Origin of the sequence: Trinickia sp. EG282A (genome assembly GCF_040965455.1) — a bacterium.
GTDB classification, from domain to species: domain Bacteria; phylum Pseudomonadota; class Gammaproteobacteria; order Burkholderiales; family Burkholderiaceae; genus Trinickia; species Trinickia symbiotica.
The window spans coordinates 21821-39305 of sequence record NZ_JBFRCC010000001.1 but is presented as its reverse complement, the minus strand read 5'-3'; the positions used below and the strand labels follow the sequence as shown (position 1 = coordinate 39305).

The window sequence follows — 17485 nt, the reverse complement described above, 5'->3', positions numbered from 1 at the left end:
CTCACCTCACCGTGAAAGTAAATGGCGGGGCATTCGCAAAACGTGAACTTGCCGTTGCTCGCAAGCGCATTCGGTGGATGCTAGCGAGCCAAATTACCGCCGTCAAACAAAGTTTGATGAAAACAAATCTTGTCTTCCCAGACTTGGCCATTCGGCCAGTCGGGCTGACGAAAAGGTCTCTGCTATATTCTGTGCATCCTCATCCCTTCCGCTTTTTGCGTAACGCGTGGAACAAATTCCTTTATGGGCGCAGATCGGCGCCGTCATCGTTCTGCTCTTCTGCTCCGGCTTCTTCTCGATCTCCGAAACAGCCATGATGGCGTTGAACCGCCATCGCCTGAAACATCTCGCCAACAAGGGTGCGTTCGGCGCCAAAACGACGCAGGGCCTGCTCGCGCGCACCGACCAGCTGCTCGGCGTGGTCCTCATCGGCAACAATCTGCTCAACACGATCATCCCGGTGCTGACCACCTCGATCGCCCTGCGCACGTTCGGCAACGACAACGTCGTGCTTTCGGTCGCCACGGGCATCGTCGCGTTTCTCATCATCGTATTCGCCGAAATCACGCCGAAGATCGTAGGCGCCACTTATCCGGACAAAATCGCGCTCCCGGCCAGTTTCGTCATCGCGCCGCTCATGCGCGTGCTGAAGCCTGTGATCTGGTTCGTCAATCTGTTTTCGAACGCGATCCTCTTCGCGCTGCATATCAATCCGAGGGGAGGACGGGAACAACGGCTCACCACCGACGAGCTGCGCACGATCGTGCTCGAATCGGCCAGCTACATGCCGACCAAGCACCGCAGCATCCTGCTCAATCTGTTCGATCTCGAAGACATCACAGTCGACGACGTGATGATCCCGCGCCGGCGCATCGAGGCGCTCGATTTCAACGCGCCGTTCGACGAGATCCTTCATCAGCTCGAAACCTGCTATCACAACAAGCTCATCGTCTACGAGGGCGACATCGATCGTGTACTCGGCGTCCTCCACGTGCGCAAGACGCTCGCCGCCCTGCACAAGCAGGAGCTCGAGCGGGAATCGCTGCGCGAGTTGCTCGCCGAGCCGTACTTCGTGCCCGCGGGCACACCCGTCTTTCAGCAACTGCAATTTTTTCAGGAGTCGCGGCAACGCACGGCGCTCGTCGTCAACGAGTATGGCGAGCTGCAAGGACTCGTCACGCCCGAGGACATCCTCGAGGAACTGATCGGCGAGTTCACGACGTCGATCCCGCGCGGCGTCGGCTCGCGACGCGGCTGGAACGAACAAGGCGAGTGCATCGTCGCGGGCAGCATGCCGCTGCGCGAACTCAATCGCTGGCTTCAGCTGAGCCTGCCGACGGATGGCCCCAGGACGTTGAACGGCCTCATTCTCGAGACCCTCGAGGAGATTCCCGAGGGCGATGTCTGCGTGCAGATCGGCGACGTGCAAATCGAGGTTTTGCAAAGCGACGACCAGACCATCCGCACGGTCAAAGTCTTCAAGCCGAGGGGCCTCGCCGTCGCGAAAAGCGCGCGCGTCTGAGTGTCCTGGCCATCCGGCCGAGTACCGGCCCGCCGCCAATCGCGCGATGATCGCGCCATCGTGTTTCAACGGCGGCGGTTGCCGACATTCGATGTCTTCCTCGCTTCTCTCTTCTTCGATCGCGGCCGCATTGCCGCAGTCGTCCGGAATGGATGATGCACCCGCGGTCCGGCTCCTCGCCGAGACGCTCGCGCAGGCCTGCGCACTCGGCGCATCGGATATCCACGTCGAGCCCGGCGAACGCGGCTGGCGCATTCGACTGCGCGTCGATGGCACGCTGCACGAATCGGCCCGGCCGCCCGCGCATCTGCGCGACGCTTTCGTCACGCGCGTCAAAGTGCTCGCCCGCCTCGACATCGCCGAACGCCGCGTGCCGCAAGACGGACGGCTTCGGCTCGCCTCGGCGGCGGGCAAGACGGAAGATTACCGGGTGAGTTCGCTCCCCACCCTCTTCGGTGAAAAGCTCGTGCTGCGGCGTCTCGATACGTTGCCGGACGAGTTTTCGCTCGATGCGCTCGGCTTCACGACGCAGCAACGCGCCGTCGTCGAGGCCGCGATCCGCACACCGCACGGCCTCATTCTCGTGACGGGGCCGACCGGCAGCGGAAAAACGCTTTCGCTGCATTGCTTCATGCAGATGCTCAACGCGGAGTCGCGCAATATCTGCGCAGTCGAGGATCCGGCCGAAATTCAGCTTGCCGGCATCAATCAGGTCAATGTCCGGGAGAAGGCCGGACTGACCTTCGCCGTGGCGCTGCGCGCGTTTTTGCGGCAGGACCCCGATGTGATCATGGTTGGCGAAATCCGCGACGGAGAAACGGCGGACGTGGCGTTCAAGGCCGCGCAAACGGGGCACCTCGTCCTCTCCACGCTGCACACGAACGACGCGGCAGGGGCGATTGCACGCCTTCTCGACATCGGCGTCGCCCCCTATAACCTCGCCGCCGCGCTGAAGCTTGTAACGGCGCAGCGCCTCGTTCGGCGCCTTTGCACAAGCTGCAGAAAACCTGCTCGAGCGGCGGATGCCTCGCTGCGCGCGGCGGGATTCGCGCAAGACGAAATCCGCGGCTGGACGCCTTATGTCGCCTGTGGCTGCGAAGACTGCCACGGTATCGGCTACAAGGGGCGCGTCGGCATCCACCAGGTCATGCCCGTATCGCCTGCCATGCGCGAGCTCATCCTTGCGCGCGCAACGGGCGAGCCGTTAGCGCGCCAGGCTCGCGCCGAGGGGACGGAAACACTTCGCCAGGCGGCGCTTGCCCGCGTGCGCGACGGCACGACGAGCTTGACCGAGGCGGTCGCCGCGACGGAGGCCGGATGAGCGAGCGCACGCTCGCATTCCGTTGCTGGGCGGCGGGACGGGAGGCGATATGAACGCACGGGGCGAGTTGCTAGAAACAAGCGCGGTCCGCGCCGAGCGGCGCTTCGCGTGGCAAGGCATCGAACTCGACGGCCGGCGCCGGCGCGGCGTGGTCGTAGCTGTCGATTCGGCGGCGGCACGCGCGCGGTTGCGCAGGCGCAACGTCGTCGTGCTCGCGCTCGCCGAGCGCGGCGAAGCCCCTCGACCGAAAGCGACCCAGCGCGAAGTTACCGGCTTCACGCGGCAACTGGCGAGCCTGTTGCACGCGGGTGTGCCGCTCGCGCAAGCGCTCGATCTCATCGCGCAAGCGTCAGACGCAAGCGGCATGGCGCGCATCGCCGAGGCGCTCGCACGCGGCATCACGGACGGAACCCGGTTCGCGGCGGCACTCTCGTCGTTCCCTGTACAGTTCGACGCCTTTTACTGCCAGCTCGCCGCAGTCGGCGAGGCGTCGGGGTCGCTGGCCGCGACGCTCGGGCGGCTCGCCGAAGAGCGCGAGCGCGCCGCGGACTTACGCGCCAAAGCGTGGGCCGCGCTCGCCTATCCGATGGCCGTATTGCTTTTCGCAATCGCCGTCACGGCCGCGTTGCTCGTCTGGGTCGTACCGACATTTCAGCATGTCTTCGAGAGCTTCGGAAGCAGCTTGCCCGCCCCCACGCGCATGGTCATAGCGATGTCCGAGGCGCTCGCTGACGCAGGCGCCGCGATTGCCGCTGCCATCGCGGCGTGCTACCTGCTTGCGGCGCGCCTACTGCGAACATCGCGGCGCGCACGTCTTGCGTTGCATGAGATGGCCTTGGCGGCACCGATCGTGGGACCGCTTTGCACGGCGCTTGCCGTCGCACGCTTTTGCCGCGCGCTCGGTACGCTGCTCGCCGCGGGCACGCCCCTCGCCGAGGCGCTCGGCGCGCTCACGCAGGCAACCGGCAACGCTCATTTCGATCATGCGGGCACCGAAATCGCGGCCCGCCTGGCCCGCGGAGAACGGCTCGCTGCCGCGATACGAGCCGCGGGCCGTTTCCCACGCTCGATCGTCGAAGCCGTCGCGATCGCCGAAGAATCGGGCGCGCTCGATAGGATGCTGCTCGACATGGCCTCGCTCGCCGAGCGCGAAGCGCGTCAAAAGCTGACCCTGCTTACCGCGCTGGCGGAGCCGGTCGTCGTCGTTGTGCTGGGCGCGCTCGTGGGCGGCCTGGTCGTCGCGCTCTACCTGCCCGTCATCGAGCTCGGCAACGTGGTGTAGCATCCAGCCCATTCGACCCTCTGCTCGTCGCCATTGCCATCCGTGTACACCTTCATGTTCAGCGCCCCGTTCTCGGAGCCGACCTCGAGCTTCGGCGCGGCCCTCGCCCATTTGCCGCCCGGCTGGCAATACGCCTTCGCGATCGTTTTCGGCCTGGTGATCGGCAGTTTTCTGAACGTCGTCGCGCATCGGCTGCCCGTCATGCTCGAGCGCGCCTGGCGCCTGGAAGTCAGCGAGGCGACGGGCGAGCCCCCGGATGCGGACGGACTGCCGGTCCGCTACAACCTTTGGGTGCCGCGCAGCGCCTGTCTTCACTGCGGACATGTGCTGCGCGCGTGGGAGAACATCCCGCTGCTCAGCTATCTGCTGCTGCGTGGGCGTTGTTCGGCATGTCGCGCGCCGATCGGCGTCCGCTATCCCGCTGTCGAGCTCGCGAGCGGTGCATTGGCGGCGCTCGCGCTCTTCCGCTTCGGTCCGTCCGGCGCCGCGCTCGCGGCTTTCGGGCTCTGCGCGGCGCTGCTTGCGATGAGCGCGATCGACATCGAGACGCGTCTGCTGCCCGACTCCCTCACGCTGCCGCTGCTGTGGGCCGGACTTATCGTAAATTTCGCCGATACCTTCGCTAACTTGCGCGAAGCCGTTGCCGGTGCCATCGTGGGGTATCTGTTCCTGTGGGGCGTCTATTGGGTGTTCCGGTTCGTGCGCGGCATCGAGGGCATGGGGTACGGAGACTTCAAGCTGCTCGCGGCGCTCGGGGCGTGGCTCGGCTGGGCGGCGCTGCCGCAGGTCGTTCTCATCTCGGCCGTGACAGGGGCGCTCGTCGGACTGCTGGCAACCGGGCTCGGCCGGATGCGCTTTCAGGAGCCGCTGCCGTTCGGCCCTTTTCTCGCGGCGGGCGGCGCGGCGACGCTCTTTTGCGGAACGCCGCTCTTTCACTTGTTCGGGACCTGAGGTGACGATGCGCTCGGTAGACGCTGATCGTTTCATTGTCGGGCTGACCGGCGGCATCGGTAGCGGCAAGACCTTCGTCGCCGATCTGTTCGCCCTGCATGGCGTCTCGATCGTCGACACGGACGCGATCGCGCACCGTATCACGGCACCGCGCGGGGCCGCGATGCCGCGCATCGCTCGCGAGTTCGGCGAGGCATTCGTCGCGCCCGACGGCTCGCTCGATCGCGCGAAGATGCGCACGCTCGTGTTTGCCGACGTTCAAGCGAAAGCACGCCTCGAGGCCATCACGCACCCGCTCATCCGTGAAGAAACACAGCGCGAGGTCGCTGCGGCAAGCGGTCATTACGTCATCACGGTCGTTCCGCTGCTCGTCGAAGCGGGCGAATGGCGATCGCGTTACGATCGGGTTCTCGTCGTCGATTGCAGCGTCGAGACCCAGATCGCGCGAGTCATGCGGCGCAACGGGTTCGCGCGCGACGAAGTCTTGGCGATCATCGCGCGTCAGGCCACCCGCGAAGCCCGGCTTGCAGCCGCCGACGACGTACTGGTCAACGAGGATCGGACACCGGAAGCCCTCGCCGACGAGGTACGTCGATTGCACGAAAGCTATTTGTCGTTGGCGAAAAGCACGTCCCGCCGGCACCCCGGTTCGTAAAAAGCGCTCGATTCCGCGATTGCGACGGTCAATGCACGGCATTAGAATGTCCTGCAATCCATCACCCACGACGCCAGAGGCGAGCGCGCTTGATCCTTTACGAGTATCCGTTCAACGAGCGAATTCGCACGCTGCTGCGTCTCGAAGATCTATTCGAGCGCTTCACGTTCTTCCTGAGCCAAGACGACGCGAGAGAGCACCACGTCGCGCTGACGACGCTGTTCGAAATCGCCGAAGTCACGGGGCGGGCGGACCTGAAGTCGGACCTGATGAAAGAGCTCGAGCGCCAGCGCCAGACTTTGGCGCCGTTTCGCGGCAATCCCGGCATCGAACAGAACGCGCTCGAAACGGTGCTCACCGAGATCGAGCAGACCCTGAACGGCCTAGCGCAGATGCAGGGCAAGACGGGCCAGCACCTGACCGACAACGAGTGGCTCTCGAGCATTCGCAGCCGCGCCATCATCCCCGGTGGGACGTGCAAGTTCGATCTGCCGTCGTACTACGCCTGGCAGCAGACGCACCCAGACCAGCGCAGGCAAGACATCGCCAAATGGATCATGCCGCTTTTGCCGTTACGCGATGCGGCGATGATCGTCCTGCGCCTTGCCCGTGAATCGGGGCAGGCGTCAAAGGTCATGGCAACGCAGGGCAGCTATCAACAGATGCTGTCGGGTCGCACCTATCAATTGATGCAGGTTCGGGTTTCACCGGAGTTGCGCGTCATACCCGAAGCGAGCGCCAATAAATACATGCTCTGGGTGCGCTTCACCGTGCAGGACGGCGACATGCGTCCGCGGGCCGTCGATGTCGACGTGCCGTTCCATCTGACGCTTTGCAGCCTCTGAAGCGTGCGGGCAGAATAGCCGGTTCGCCGGTCGCGGCCCCGCTCGACACGGCTCGACCGAACCTGTTTTTCGACGATTGCTTGAGCGATGACCACCGTTGTGAAATGCCCGACATGCGGCAGGGAAGTCCGCTGGGTACCTGAAAACCGCTTCCGCCCCTTTTGCTCCGAGCGATGCAAGCAAATCGATCTCGGCGCCTGGGCCGCCGAGCGGTACCGGATCGGCGGCGCGGACGATGATGAAGCGCCGTCGGCCGACGATGCCCCAGGCGGCGACGATTTGAAGAACTGAAGCGCTAAGCGAGCCGCGCCAGCTCAGTCCGCCGCCAAGAGCTCGAGCACGGGAATCGCCGCCGGCAGCAGCGGCGAGACGGCGACGGGCAAACCCTGCCAGCTGAATGCCTGCCCCTCGCGGCCATGCGGCTCGCCGCGCCAGCGAGTGACTTTGCAGAAGTAGAGGCGCACGTAGGCGTGCGGGTAATCGTGCTCGAGCGTGTGCCAGAGATGGCATTCCTCGACGAAGATGCCCAGCTCTTCATGCAGCTCGCGCGCGAGCGCCGCTTCGACGGTCTCGCCGATCTCGAGCTTACCGCCGGGAAATTCCCAATAGCCCTCGTACGGCTTACCGGGCGGACGCTGCGCGAGCAAGTAGCGACCGTCCGGCTGCACGAGCACGCCGACCGCCACTTCGGTGACCGGCCTCGGCGACTTCTCACCCGGCATCGGGCCTGCGCTCGTCATTTCTTGCCCGACCAATCGCGGGCGAACTGCCAGGCCACCCGTCCGGACCGCGAGCCGCGCTCGAGGGCCCAGACGAGCGCGTCGCCGCGAGCCGCCTCGATTTCGGCATCGTCGCAACCGAAATGGCGGAGCCAGTGCGCGACGATCGTCAGATAATCGTCCTGCTTGAACGGATAGAAGCTGACCCAGAGGCCAAAACGTTCGGACAGCGAAATTTTCTCTTCGACGACTTCACCCGGGTGAATCTCACCGTCCGCCGTGTGCTTGTACGTCTCGTTGTCGCTCATGTACTCGGGCATCAGATGGCGGCGATTCGAGGTCGCGTAGATCAGCAGGTTGTCCGACTGTGCTGAAACCGATCCGTCGAGTGCCACTTTCAGCGCCTTGTAGCCGGATTCGCCTTCTTCGAACGAGAGATCGTCGCAAAAGACGATGAACCGCTCGGGGCGCGGGGCGATGAGTTCGGTGATGTCCCCGAGGTCATGCAGGTCGTCTTTGTCGACCTCGATGAGGCGCAGGCCATCCGCCGCGTACGCGTTCAGGCATGCCTTGATCAATGACGACTTGCCCGTGCCGCGGGCACCCGTCAGCAGCACATTGTTCGCGGGCCGCTTGGCCACGAACTGGCGCGTGTTCTGCTCGATGAGAGCCTTTTGCCGATCGATGTTCTGCAAATCGCCGAGCGTGATGGGCGAAATCGCCTGGACGGGCTGCACATAGCCGCGCCCTTGGCGCTTGCGCCAGCGAAAGGCCACCGCGGCCGACCAGTCCACCTCGGGAGCGGCCGGCGGCACCATCGCCTCGAGGCGGCCGAGCAGGGACTCGGCGCGAGCGAGAAACTGTTCGAGTTTGTCCATGAGAGAAAGAGCCTGCGTGCCGCGGCGGCATGGGAAAAAACCCACCGCCGGCGGCTTCCAGCGTTACGAGCGGTAGTCGGCGTTGATGCTCACGTATTCGTGCGACAGGTCGCACGTCCAGACCGTCGCGTCGGCCGATCCACGGCCCAGCAGCACGCGGATCGTGATCTCGCTTTGCTTCATGACGCGCTGGCCGTCCTCCTCGCGATACTCCGGGTGACGGCCGCCCGACTTCGCGACATGAACATCGTCGAGATAGAGATCGATTTTCGCGACGTCGAGATCGGTCACGCCGGCGTAGCCGATCGCCGCGAGGATTCGCCCGAGATTCGGATCCGACGCGTAGAACGCGGTTTTCACGAGCGGCGAGTGACCGATCGCATAGGCAATCTGGCGGCACTCGGCAACGCTCGTTCCACCCTCGACGCGCACGGTGATGAATTTCGTCGCCCCTTCGCCATCGCGCACGATCAATTGCGCGAGTGTTTGCGCGACTTCCACGACCGCGTTGCGCAGCTCGGCATAAGCCGGCGTCGTCGTCGACGTGATCGGCGGCAGGCTCGATTTGCCGGACGCGATCAGGATGAACGAGTCGTTGGTCGACGTGTCGCCGTCGATCGTGATGCAATTGAACGAACGATCGGCGACGTCCTTCACGAGCGCGTCGAGCACGGGCTGAGCCACGGCCGCGTCGAACGCCAGGAAGCCGAGCATCGTCGCCATGTTCGGCTTGATCATGCCCGCGCCCTTGCTGATGCCGGTGAGCGTCACCGTATGGCCGTCGATGCTCACTTGGCGTGAGGCGGCTTTCGGCTGCGTGTCGGTCGTCATGATCGAGTGCGCCGCCTCATACCAGTGTGCGGCCCGCAGATTCGACAAGGCAACCGGCAAGCCGGCCTTCAGCCGATCGATCGGCAGCGGCTCGAGAATCACGCCCGTCGAAAACGGCAGCACCTGTTCGGGCGCGATTCCCGCGAGGCGCGCGAGCTCGGCGCAGGTCTCACGTGCGTGCGCGAGACCGGGCTCGCCGGTGCCGGCGTTGGCATTGCCCGTATTGACGACGAGCGCGCGAATCCCGTTGCCTTTCGCCAAGTGCTCGCGGCAGACCGTCACCGGTGCCGCGCAAAACCGGTTCGCCGTGAAGACGCCCGCCACCGTCGCGCCCTCCTCGATCGACATCACGAGGACGTCCTTGCGATTCGGCTTGCGAATGTTGGCCTCGGCCCACCCGAGCGTGACGCCCGCGACGGGATGAAGTTGCTCGGGATCGATCGAAGGAAAATTGACAGCCATCGTCTGAAGACCTATCGGAAGCCGTGAAAGGTGAAAACGTCTCGCGCCCTCAAGGGGCCAAATGCGTGCATGCGGGTGATTGCCAGCGCCTCGGGCCGGGCCGCCCCAAGCGAGGCGTCGCCCCCTCGCGCCCCGAAGGGCGCACCCTTTTGGGGGCTCCCTAAGGAAGTCCCCTTGCGGGAGGGGGCAGCGAACGCAGTGAGCGTGGGCGCAGCCCTCAGCAACTTCATGCCAGCCTGCCGTGGCATTGCTTATACTTCTTGCCGCTTCCGCACGGGCACGGATCGTTGCGCCCGACCTTCGGCACGCTGCTCGCGGCGGATTGCGCGCCCGCGGTGGCATGAGCACCGTGGCTCATCGCCTCGCCAACCATCTGGGCCGTCGCATCGGCCGCCGTGGGCGCCGCGACCGCGGCCGCGGCCGTCGCCGTCGCGGCCTCATCGGCGAACTCGGCGTGGCGGAACTCGACATTCTCGATGTGGCCGCCCTGCTCTTCGTACTGCTCCGTGGCCTCCTCGAGTTGCTCGGGCGACTGGATCCGCACGTTCATCACGATGCGCGTGACTTCGGTCTTGACGATATTGAGCAGCGCCTCGAAGAGCTCGAACGCTTCGCGCTTGTACTCCTGCTTGGGGTTCTTCTGCGCGTAGCCGCGCAGATGGATCCCTTGCCGCAGATGGTCGAGCGCGGCGAGATGCTCGCGCCAGAAGCGATCGAGCGTTTGCAGCATGATCGAGCGCTCGAATGCACTGAACGCTTCCCGCCCGACGAGGGTGACCTTCGCCTCGTAGGCTTCGTCCGCGGCCGCGAGCACGGCTTCGACGATGTCTTCGGCATCGAGCGACTGCGACTCGCCGATCATCTCCTGGACCGCGAGATCGAGCTGCCAGTCGCTGCGCAGCGCCTCTTCGAGTTCGGGCGCCTGCCACTGCTCTTCGATGCTGCCCGCGGGGATGAATTGATGGACCACGTCCGTAATCACGGCATGGCGCATTGCCGCGATCGTTTCGGTGATGTCGTGCGCCTCGAGCAACTCGTTGCGCTGCTGATAGATAACCTTGCGCTGATCGTTCGCGACGTCGTCGTACTCGAGCAGTTGCTTGCGAATATCGAAGTTGCGTGCCTCGACCTTGCGCTGCGCCGATTCGATCGAGCGCGTGACGATGCCGGCCTCGATCGCCTCGCCTTCGGGCATGCGCAGGCGGTCCATGATCGCGCGCACGCGGTCGCCCGCGAAAATGCGCAGCAGCGGATCCTCGAGCGAAAGGTAAAACCGCGACGAACCCGGGTCGCCCTGACGGCCCGCGCGGCCGCGCAGTTGGTTGTCGATGCGGCGCGACTCGTGCCGCTCGGTGCCGACGATATGAAGGCCACCCGCTGCCTTCACCTGATCGTGCAGCGCCTGCCACTCGTCATAAAGTGCCTGGGCGCGGGAAGCCTTCTCCTCCGGAGAGAGAGACGGATCGGCCTCGAGTAGCGCGGCTTGCTTCTCGGCATTGCCGCCGAGCACGATGTCGGTGCCGCGGCCCGCCATGTTCGTGGCGATCGTGATGCGTTTCGGTCGCCCCGCTTCCGCGACGATCCCGGCCTCGCGCGCGTGCTGCTTCGCGTTCAGCACTTCGTGCGGCAGGCCCGCCTTCGTCAGCAGGTTCGAGAGCAGCTCTGAATTCTCGATCGAAGTCGTGCCGACGAGGACCGGCTGCCCGCGCTCGTAGCATTCGCGGATATCGCGGATCACCGCGTCGTAACGCTCCTTCGCCGTCTTGTAGATCTGATCCTGAAGATCGATTCGCTTCGGTGGCCGGTTCGTCGGAATGACGACCGTCTCGAGGCCATAGATCTCGTTGAACTCGTAGGCCTCGGTATCCGCTGTGCCCGTCATGCCCGAGAGCTTCACGTACATGCGGAAGTAGTTCTGGAACGTGATCGAGGCGAGCGTCTGGTTCTCGCTCTGGATCTTCACGTGCTCCTTCGCCTCGACCGCCTGGTGCAGCCCGTCGGACCAGCGGCGGCCCGGCATCAGCCGGCCCGTGAACTCGTCCACGATGATGACTTCGCCGTTCTGCACCACGTAGTGCTGGTCCCGGAAGAACAGCGTATGCGCGCGCAGTGCCGCGTAGACGTGGTGCATGAGCGTGATGTTCTGCGGCGCGTAAAGACTTTCGCCCTCGGCGATCAAGCCCCACTCGAACAACATCCGCTCGGCCTTCTCATGGCCCGATTCGGTCAAATAGACCTGGCGCGACTTCTCGTCGAGCGTGTAGTCACCGGGCTTCTCGACGCCCGTCCCGTCGGCGCGCTCCTCGCCGATCTGCCGCTCGAGCAGCGGCGGCAGCGCGTTCATGCGGACGTAAAGATCCGTATGGTCTTCGGCCTGCCCCGAGATGATGAGCGGCGTACGGGCCTCGTCGATGAGGATCGAGTCCACTTCGTCGACGATCGCGAAGTTGAGCGAGCGCTGCACGCGCGCGCTCGTCTCGTAGACCATGTTGTCGCGCAGATAGTCGAATCCGAACTCGTTGTTCGTGCCGTACGTGATATCGGCCGCATAAGCCTCCTGCTTGGAGGCATGATCCATTTGCGACAGATTGACGCCGACGCCGAGGCCGAGGAAGTTATAGAGCTTGCCCATCCACTCGGCATCGCGCTGCGCGAGGTAGTCGTTGACCGTCACGACGTGTACGCCGCGCCCCGATAGCGCATTGAGATAAGCGGCGAGCGTGGCGACGAGCGTCTTGCCCTCGCCCGTGCGCATTTCGGCGATCTTGCCGTAATGGAGTGCCATGCCGCCGATCAACTGCACGTCGAAGTGCCGCATCTTCAAGACGCGTCGGCTCGCCTCGCGACAGACGGCGAACGCCTCGGGCAGCAGCTTGTCGAGCGATTCCCCGCTCGCCACGCGCTGGCGGAACTCGTCCGTTTTGGCGCGCAGTTGCTCGTCCGTCAATTGCTCGATCTGCGGCTCGAGCGAATTGATCACCGCAACGGTCTTTAGGTACTGCTTGATCAGCCGCTGATTGCGGCTGCCAAAAATCTTTTGGAGAAAACCGGTGGTCATCGGTCGGTTTGCGTCGCGGCTTCGGTCGGTCCGCACGCGAAGTGCGGCTCGCGGAGAGGGCTCCGCGGGATGCCGAATCGTATGGCCTCGGCGGCTTATCCATGAGTGAATTCGAATCGCGGATTTTAGCACGCGAGACTTAATGTGCCGTGTCAGTGGCGGGGCAGGCCGGACACGGCGGCGCCCCGCTCTGGCGGCGAGCGCGGCGTGAAGCGAGGGCGAAGGTACAATCGCGCCCATGAGCCGTTTTTCGCGATCATCCCCCCCCGCCGGGCCGGCCCGGCCGCAACCGCTCGCCGAGGTGCTCGGCCGTACCGATGCGTTCGCGGCGCTGCGCGCCGGCGTCGAGCAGATTTCGGCGCTCGAGCGCGATCTCGCGCAATTGCTGCCCGACTATCTGGCAACGAGCGTAGAGCCCGGCTTCATCAAGGACGGCGCGCTGACGCTCTTCGCCGCGCATAGCGCGCTCGCGGCGCGGCTCAGGCACCTCGAGCCGCGGCTCGTCGCCGAATTGCAGCAACGCGGCTGGAACGTGCGCACGCTTGCCGTGAAGGTGCGGCCCAAGACCGAGGCGCGGGCACCGCGACCGAAAGAGGCACGCATGACGCCGATCGGCGCTGCCGCGTTGCGCACGCTGAGCGAAACGCTGCCGCCCTCGCCACTGACGGCGGCGCTCGCCCGCATGGCGGCGCGCCACGGCGCGGGCCAATCCGCCGGAGACGGCAAGAAAAACAAATAGGCGGCGATGCTCGGAGCAAGGCCGCCTTGGTGTGTCATGACTATCGCCGAATCAGTGGCTCGGCACTGACGCAAAGCGCGCAACAGGCAATCCGCAGGGCTTTCAGGCGAAAGCCGTCTGTGCGTCGTAGCCGAACCCGCGCGGCGCGTGTTGCGCATCCTCGAACGCGACGATCTCGTAAGCGTCTTCCCGAGCGAGCAGCTCGCGCAGCAACGCATTGTTGAGGCCATGCCCCGATTTGTACGCGGTGTAAGACGCCAATAGCGGATGGCCGATGACATAAAGATCGCCGATCGCATCGAGCATCTTGTGCTTTACGAACTCGTCGTCGTAACGAAGTCCATCGTTATTGAGGATGCGGTATTCGTCGAGCACGATCGCATTGTCCATGCTGCCGCCGCGCGCGAGGCCGAGCTCACGCATCATCTCGACTTCGTGCGCAAAGCCGAAAGTCCGTGCGCGGGCAATTTCACGAACATACGACGTCGTCGCAAAATCGACTTCGAGCGCCTGTCCCGTCTTGTCGACAGCCGGGTGATGGAAATCGATCGTGAATTTGAGCTTGAAGCCGAAATAGGGCTCGACGCGCGCGAACTTGTCGCCGCCGCGCACTTCGACAGGCTTCGTCACCTTGATGAACTTCTTCAGCGCGTCCTGCTCCTGAATGCCGGCCGACTGCATCAGGAAGACGAACGATGCCGCGCTGCCGTCCATGATCGGAATTTCTTCGGCCGTCACGTCGACATAGAGATTGTCGATGCCGAGGCCGGCGCAGGCCGACATCAGATGCTCGACGGTCGAAACGCGCGCGCCATCCTTTTGCAGCACGGAAGCAAGACGTGTGTCGCCGATCGCGAGCGCCGAAGCCGGAATGTCGACGGGGCTCGGCAAATCGACGCGCGCGAACACGATGCCGGTGTTCGCGGCAGCGGGACGGAGTGTCAGATCGACCTTGCGTCCTGAATGGAGGCCAATGCCGACTGTCTTGACGATCGATTTGATAGTGCGTTGCTTCAGCATGGTCATTCGTCGATTGGAATTCTCAATCGCGCTTCTTATTTCATAGTACGGATTATACCGTATTGGCGTGCCGCTGTCTTGCTGCCGTACGTATCAGTGTGTTTCTTCCCGTTACCCGAGGGAGTAACGGCATCCGGCGCCCGGAACGGAGGCATTCCCGGGCGCCGGCGAAACGCTTGCGGTCATCGAACGTTGGAAAGCGACTCGAAAGAGCAGGGCAGACGTGGCCTCGGCGCAACGCTTTGCGCCGGTTTTTTCGTCGAACCGACGGCCGTCGACGTCTTCCGTCCGCGCGATCGCACTCCGCGCATCTTGCCCGAGATGCGCGCCTTTCGCACGGCAGGGAGCCTCGACGCAGACCGCGCGCCGCCAACTTATCTTGCGGCCCGCTGCCAGATCCGTCTGTCGCAGGGCGCTTCGCAGACTCGCGTGCGCCGTGCGCCGCCGCGCGCCGCCACCGGACGCATACGAGCCGACAGCCTGCCGACCCGCTTCGCCGATGTGCCGCGCACGGTCGCCCCGGCCGCGCGTCCGAGAAGACGCGGCCGTCTTGCGCCGTTGCCGTTCAACATGCTCAGCCCTTCGTGCGCTCGCAAGCGCTCATCGCGCGACGCCGTCCGGCGCCGCGCGCGTCAGTCCGCCTGCTTGCGCAAGAACGCCGGGATGTCGTACGTGTCGACGCCCTTTTCCTGCAGCGCCTGCACGTGCGAAGCGGCGGTTTCGCGCGAGTTGCGCCAGACGGCCGGCGTGTCGAACGCGCCGTAATCGGCCGACGACGTCGCGTGCGGCGTCGCATAGCCGTGATGCACGGCGCTGACGGGCTGGTTGTCCGTGCCCGTGCGCAGGAGCGTCATCGGCGCCGATTGCTGCTTTTTCGCGGCGCTCGCGGCGGTACGGCCAAGACCCGTCGCGACGACGGTCACGCGCAACGCATCGCCCATCGCATCGTCGTAGACGGCGCCGAAGATGACGGTCGCGTCTTCAGCCGCGTAGCTCTTGATCGTGTTCATGACTTCGCGCGTTTCCGACAGGCGCAGCGAACGGCTCGACGTGATGTTGACGAGCACGCCGCGCGCACCCGACAGATCGACGCCTTCGAGCAGCGGGCTCGCGACGGCCTGCTCGGCGGCGAGCCGTGCGCGATCGACGCCGGCCACGGTCGCCGTGCCCATCATCGCCTTGCCCTGCTCGCCCATCACCGTCTTCACGTCTTCGAAGTCGACGTTCACGAGACCGTCGACGTTGATGATCTCCGCAATGCCGGCCACCGCGTTGTTGAGCACATCGTCAGCGCACTGGAAGCACTTGTCCATTTCGGCGTCATCGCCCATCACCTCGAACAGCTTGTCGTTCAGGACGACGATCAGCGAGTCGACGTGATCCTCCAGTTGCTGCGAACCTGCCTCCGCCACGCGCATCCGCTTGCCGCCCTCGAACTCGAACGGTTTGCTGACGACGCCGACGGTCAGGATGCCCATCTCCTTGGCGATTTGCGCGACCACGGGCGCCGCGCCCGTACCCGTGCCGCCGCCCATGCCGGCCGTGATGAAGACCATGTGCGCGCCGCGCAGCGCATCGGCGATCCGCTCGCGCGCCTCTTCGGCCGCCGCGCGCCCCATCTCGGGCTTCGCACCGGCGCCGAGGCCCGTGTTGCCGAGCTGGATCACGTGCGACGCGCGCGAGCGCGCGAGCGCCTGCGCATCGGTGTTCATGACGACGAAATCGACGCCTTGCACCCCCTTGTTGATCATATGCTGCACGGCGTTGCCGCCGGCACCCCCAACGCCGACCACCTTGATGATGGTGCCGCTGGTTTCCGTTTCCAACATCTGGAATTCCATATTGCCTCCGTCAAGAAAAAATCCCGCTCTCGGCCGTTATTCGGCAAGGGATCGGGCAATCCCCTGTCGCGCGCAAGCCGCCGGCACCGGCGCGAATTCGAAAATTCAAAAATTGCCCAAAAACCAATCCTTCATGCGCGAGAAGACCTGCCCCATCGATCCCGACTGCACGGCGACCTTGCGGCCGCGCATGCGCTGCGACGAGCCTTCGACGAGCAGCCCCATCGCCGTCGAATAGCGGGGATTGCGCACGACGTCGGCTAGGCCGCCCGCGTACTCGGGTACGCCGATGCGTACCGGCTTCAGGAAGATGTCCTCGCCGAGCTCGACCATGCCCGGCATCATCGATGCGCCGCCCGTCAGCACGACACCCGAGCTCAAGAGCTCCTCGTAGCCGGACTCGCGCACGACCTGATGCACGAGCGAGAAGAGTTCTTCGACGCGCGGCTCGATGACGGCCGCGAGCGCCTGGCGCGAAAGCGTGCGCGGCCCGCGCTCGCCGAGCCCGGGCACTTCGATCATTTCATCGGGATCGGCGAGCGCCTGCTTCGCGATGCCGTAGCCGACCTTGATGTCCTCGGCGTCGGGCGTCGGCGTGCGCAGCGCCATCGCGATGTCGCTCGTCACCTGGTCGCCCGCGATCGGGATGACGGCCGTATGGCGAATCGCGCCCTCGCTGAAGATCGCGATGTCGGTCGTGCCGCCGCCGATATCGACGAGCACGACGCCGAGCTCCTTCTCGTCTTCGGTCAGCACCGCGAGCGACGACGCGAGCGGCTGCAGGATCAGATCGTTGACCTCGAGGCCGCAGCGGCGCACGCACTTGACGATGTTCTGCGCGGCCGACACGGCGCCCGTCACGATGTGCACCTTCACCTCGAGGCGAATGCCGCTCATGCCGATCGGCTCGCGCACGTCTTCCTGCCCGTCGATGATGAATTCCTGCGTGAGGATGTGCAGCACCTGCTGATCCGTGGGAATGTTGATCGCCTTGGCCGTTTCGATCACGCGCGCGACGTCCGTCTGCGTGACCTCCTTGTCCTTGATCGCGACCATTCCGCTCGAGTTGAAACTGCGGATATGACTGCCCGCGATGCCGGTAAAGACGTTTGTGATCTTGCAATCGGCCATCAGTTCCGCTTCTTCGAGCGCGCGCTGGATCGATTGCACGGTGGCCTCGATATTGACCACCACGCCTTTCTTGAGCCCCTTCGATTCGCTTTGCCCAAGACCGATCACTTCGTAATGGCCTTCGCCCCGAAGCTCGGCGACGATCGCGACGACCTTGGCCGTGCCGATGTCGAGAGCAACCAGCAGATCTTTGTAGTCTTTACTCATAGCGTGCTCATGTGTGGTTCTTT

General features: G+C 64.7%; 15 protein-coding genes. 8 read left to right on the top strand and 7 right to left on the bottom strand.

Annotated features, from left to right (window positions below):
* Positions 1-226: 226 nt before the first annotated feature.
* The 7 genes from AB4Y31_RS00170 (at position 227) to AB4Y31_RS00140 (ending at position 6867) form a co-directional block, all read left to right on the top strand.
* Positions 227-1522, top strand: a complete 1296-nt coding sequence (locus AB4Y31_RS00170) for an HlyC/CorC family transporter (protein WP_368672188.1) — start codon at positions 227-229, stop codon at positions 1520-1522.
* 91 nt (positions 1523-1613) lie between these two features.
* Complete coding sequence (locus AB4Y31_RS00165; protein ID WP_368672187.1) at positions 1614-2843, top strand: GspE/PulE family protein; 1230 nt, start codon at positions 1614-1616, stop codon at positions 2841-2843.
* Positions 2844-2892: 49 nt separating this feature from the next.
* On the top strand, positions 2893-4125 hold the full coding sequence (locus AB4Y31_RS00160; RefSeq protein WP_368672186.1) for a type II secretion system F family protein: 1233 nt from the start codon (positions 2893-2895) through the stop codon (positions 4123-4125).
* A gap of 54 nt (positions 4126-4179) precedes the next feature.
* Positions 4180-5076: an A24 family peptidase gene (locus AB4Y31_RS00155; RefSeq protein ID WP_368672185.1), complete on the top strand. Its 897-nt coding sequence runs from the start codon at positions 4180-4182 to the stop codon at positions 5074-5076.
* 7 nt (positions 5077-5083) lie between these two features.
* Positions 5084-5731 (top strand): dephospho-CoA kinase, encoded by a 648-nt coding sequence (gene coaE, locus AB4Y31_RS00150; protein ID WP_368672184.1) that lies wholly within the window; start codon positions 5084-5086, stop codon positions 5729-5731.
* A gap of 89 nt (positions 5732-5820) precedes the next feature.
* Positions 5821-6576, top strand: a complete 756-nt coding sequence (gene zapD, locus AB4Y31_RS00145) for a cell division protein ZapD (RefSeq protein ID WP_018442613.1) — start codon at positions 5821-5823, stop codon at positions 6574-6576.
* 87 nt (positions 6577-6663) lie between these two features.
* The gene (locus AB4Y31_RS00140; protein ID WP_368672183.1) at positions 6664-6867 is read left to right on the top strand and encodes a DNA gyrase inhibitor YacG; all 204 of its coding nucleotides are present in this window, start codon (positions 6664-6666) and stop codon (positions 6865-6867) included.
* A 23-nt stretch (positions 6868-6890) separates the two neighbouring features.
* On the opposite strand, the gene AB4Y31_RS00135 is transcribed toward AB4Y31_RS00140, so the two are convergent.
* From AB4Y31_RS00135 to secA, 4 genes are all read right to left on the bottom strand, one after another.
* Positions 6891-7316 carry an NUDIX domain-containing protein gene (locus tag AB4Y31_RS00135; RefSeq protein ID WP_368672182.1) on the bottom strand — a complete coding sequence of 142 codons (426 nt, stop codon included), beginning with the start codon at positions 7314-7316 and terminating at the stop codon, positions 6891-6893.
* The gene (locus AB4Y31_RS00130) at positions 7313-8173 is read right to left on the bottom strand and encodes an ATP-binding protein (protein ID WP_368672181.1); all 861 of its coding nucleotides are present in this window, start codon (positions 8171-8173) and stop codon (positions 7313-7315) included. The genes AB4Y31_RS00135 and AB4Y31_RS00130 overlap by 4 nt, the downstream gene beginning before the upstream one ends.
* 63 nt (positions 8174-8236) lie before the next feature.
* Positions 8237-9466, bottom strand: a complete 1230-nt coding sequence (gene argJ, locus AB4Y31_RS00125; protein WP_368672180.1) for a bifunctional glutamate N-acetyltransferase/amino-acid acetyltransferase ArgJ — start codon at positions 9464-9466, stop codon at positions 8237-8239.
* Between the two features lie 226 nt (positions 9467-9692).
* Positions 9693-12524, bottom strand: coding sequence for a preprotein translocase subunit SecA (gene secA, locus AB4Y31_RS00120; protein ID WP_368672179.1), 2832 nt, complete (start codon positions 12522-12524; stop codon positions 9693-9695).
* A gap of 238 nt (positions 12525-12762) precedes the next feature.
* On the opposite strand from secA, the gene AB4Y31_RS00115 reads away from it, so the two are divergent.
* Positions 12763-13263: a DUF721 domain-containing protein gene (locus tag AB4Y31_RS00115; RefSeq protein WP_018442619.1), complete on the top strand. Its 501-nt coding sequence runs from the start codon at positions 12763-12765 to the stop codon at positions 13261-13263.
* A 102-nt stretch (positions 13264-13365) separates the two neighbouring features.
* Here AB4Y31_RS00115 and lpxC read toward each other — a convergent pair whose 3' ends face one another.
* The 3 genes from lpxC to ftsA form a co-directional block, all read right to left on the bottom strand.
* A complete protein-coding gene (gene lpxC / locus AB4Y31_RS00110) occupies positions 13366-14283 on the bottom strand; it encodes a UDP-3-O-acyl-N-acetylglucosamine deacetylase (protein WP_368672178.1) in 918 nt (305 codons plus the stop codon).
* Between the two features lie 632 nt (positions 14284-14915).
* A complete protein-coding gene (gene ftsZ, locus AB4Y31_RS00105) occupies positions 14916-16124 on the bottom strand; it encodes a cell division protein FtsZ (RefSeq protein ID WP_018442621.1) in 1209 nt (402 codons plus the stop codon).
* A gap of 105 nt (positions 16125-16229) precedes the next feature.
* Positions 16230-17462, bottom strand: a complete 1233-nt coding sequence (gene ftsA / locus AB4Y31_RS00100; RefSeq protein ID WP_018442622.1) for a cell division protein FtsA — start codon at positions 17460-17462, stop codon at positions 16230-16232.
* Positions 17463-17485: the final 23 nt, after the last annotated feature.

Excerpts from the sequence above, each read along its gene's own strand:
- AB4Y31_RS00165 (WP_368672187.1), top strand. The coding sequence starts at position 1,614 with ATGTCTTCCTCGCTTCTCTCTTCTTCGATCGCGGCCGCATTGCCGCAG.
- AB4Y31_RS00160 (WP_368672186.1), top strand. The coding sequence starts at position 2,893 with ATGAACGCACGGGGCGAGTTGCTAGAAACAAGCGCGGTCCGCGCCGAG.
- AB4Y31_RS00155 (WP_368672185.1), top strand. The coding sequence starts at position 4,180 with ATGTTCAGCGCCCCGTTCTCGGAGCCGACCTCGAGCTTCGGCGCGGCC.
- coaE (WP_368672184.1), top strand. The coding sequence starts at position 5,084 with ATGCGCTCGGTAGACGCTGATCGTTTCATTGTCGGGCTGACCGGCGGC.
- AB4Y31_RS00140 (WP_368672183.1), top strand. The coding sequence starts at position 6,664 with ATGACCACCGTTGTGAAATGCCCGACATGCGGCAGGGAAGTCCGCTGG.
- AB4Y31_RS00135 (WP_368672182.1), bottom strand. The coding sequence starts at position 7,316 with ATGACGAGCGCAGGCCCGATGCCGGGTGAGAAGTCGCCGAGGCCGGTC.
- AB4Y31_RS00130 (WP_368672181.1), bottom strand. The coding sequence starts at position 8,173 with ATGGACAAACTCGAACAGTTTCTCGCTCGCGCCGAGTCCCTGCTCGGC.
- argJ (WP_368672180.1), bottom strand. The coding sequence starts at position 9,466 with ATGGCTGTCAATTTTCCTTCGATCGATCCCGAGCAACTTCATCCCGTC.
- secA (WP_368672179.1), bottom strand. The coding sequence starts at position 12,524 with ATGACCACCGGTTTTCTCCAAAAGATTTTTGGCAGCCGCAATCAGCGG.
- AB4Y31_RS00115 (WP_018442619.1), top strand. The coding sequence starts at position 12,763 with ATGAGCCGTTTTTCGCGATCATCCCCCCCCGCCGGGCCGGCCCGGCCG.
- lpxC (WP_368672178.1), bottom strand. The coding sequence starts at position 14,283 with ATGCTGAAGCAACGCACTATCAAATCGATCGTCAAGACAGTCGGCATT.
- ftsZ (WP_018442621.1), bottom strand. The coding sequence starts at position 16,124 with ATGGAATTCCAGATGTTGGAAACGGAAACCAGCGGCACCATCATCAAG.
- ftsA (WP_018442622.1), bottom strand. The coding sequence starts at position 17,462 with ATGAGTAAAGACTACAAAGATCTGCTGGTTGCTCTCGACATCGGCACG.